Origin of the sequence: Acidovorax sp. NB1, assembly GCF_005405905.1 — a bacterium.
Lineage (GTDB): Bacteria > Pseudomonadota > Gammaproteobacteria > Burkholderiales > Burkholderiaceae_C > Acidovorax.
This window is the reverse complement of record NZ_BJHU01000037.1, coordinates 1-768: the sequence shown is the minus strand read 5'-3', so window position 1 is coordinate 768 and position 768 is coordinate 1. Positions and strand designations below refer to the sequence as shown.

The window sequence follows — 768 nt, the reverse complement described above, 5'->3', positions numbered from 1 at the left end:
ACTGGAACAGCGTGATCACAGGCAGCGACATCGCTGATGGCACCAACGCACTCACCGTCAGCAACGTTGCAGTACCGGCCATCACATCTGCCACCTACGACGCCAGCACCGGAGCGCTTGTCGTGACGGGCACCGGGTTCTCCAGCCTGGCGGGGGCCGTCAATGACATCGTGGCCAACAAATTCAGCCTGCAAGGCGAAGGAGGTGCCAGCTACACACTGACCACCACGGCCAACGTGGAGATCACCTCCGCCACCAGCTTCACCCTGAGCCTGAGCGCGGCGGACAGGGCGGCTGCCAACCTGATCCTGAACAAGAACGGCACCAGCTCCACCAGTGCCAACACCTACAACCTCATCGCCGCAGAAGACTGGAGCGCGGGTGCAGACGCTGCGGTGGTCATCGCCGACCTCACCGGCAACGGCATTACGGTCAGCAACGTCGCAGTCCCCACCGTCACCAGCGCCACCTACAACGTAGGCACAGGCGTGCTGGTCGTGACCGGCACAGGACTCACCTCCGCGGCAGGTGCCTTGAACGACATCATTGCCAACAAGCTCACCTTGCTGGGCCAGGGGGGCGCGACCTATGTCTTGACCGATACCGGCAATGTCGATATCACCTCCGCCACCAGCTTCACCCTGACCCTGTCGGCCACCGACAAGGCAGCAGCAGCCCTGTTGTTCAACAAAGATGGCACGGCATCCCTGGGCGGCACCACCTACAACGTCGCCTTCGCCGAAGATTGGGAGGCGGGAGCCGACGTCT

At 63.0% G+C, this 768-nt stretch carries 1 protein-coding gene; it reads left to right on the top strand.

Going from position 1 to position 768, the window contains the following annotated elements; all coding sequences use genetic code 11:
• Positions 1-11 precede the first annotated feature (11 nt).
• The coding region (locus AvAM_RS19800; RefSeq protein WP_212742289.1) for a hypothetical protein at positions 12-768 on the top strand (757 nt) is incomplete at its 3' end.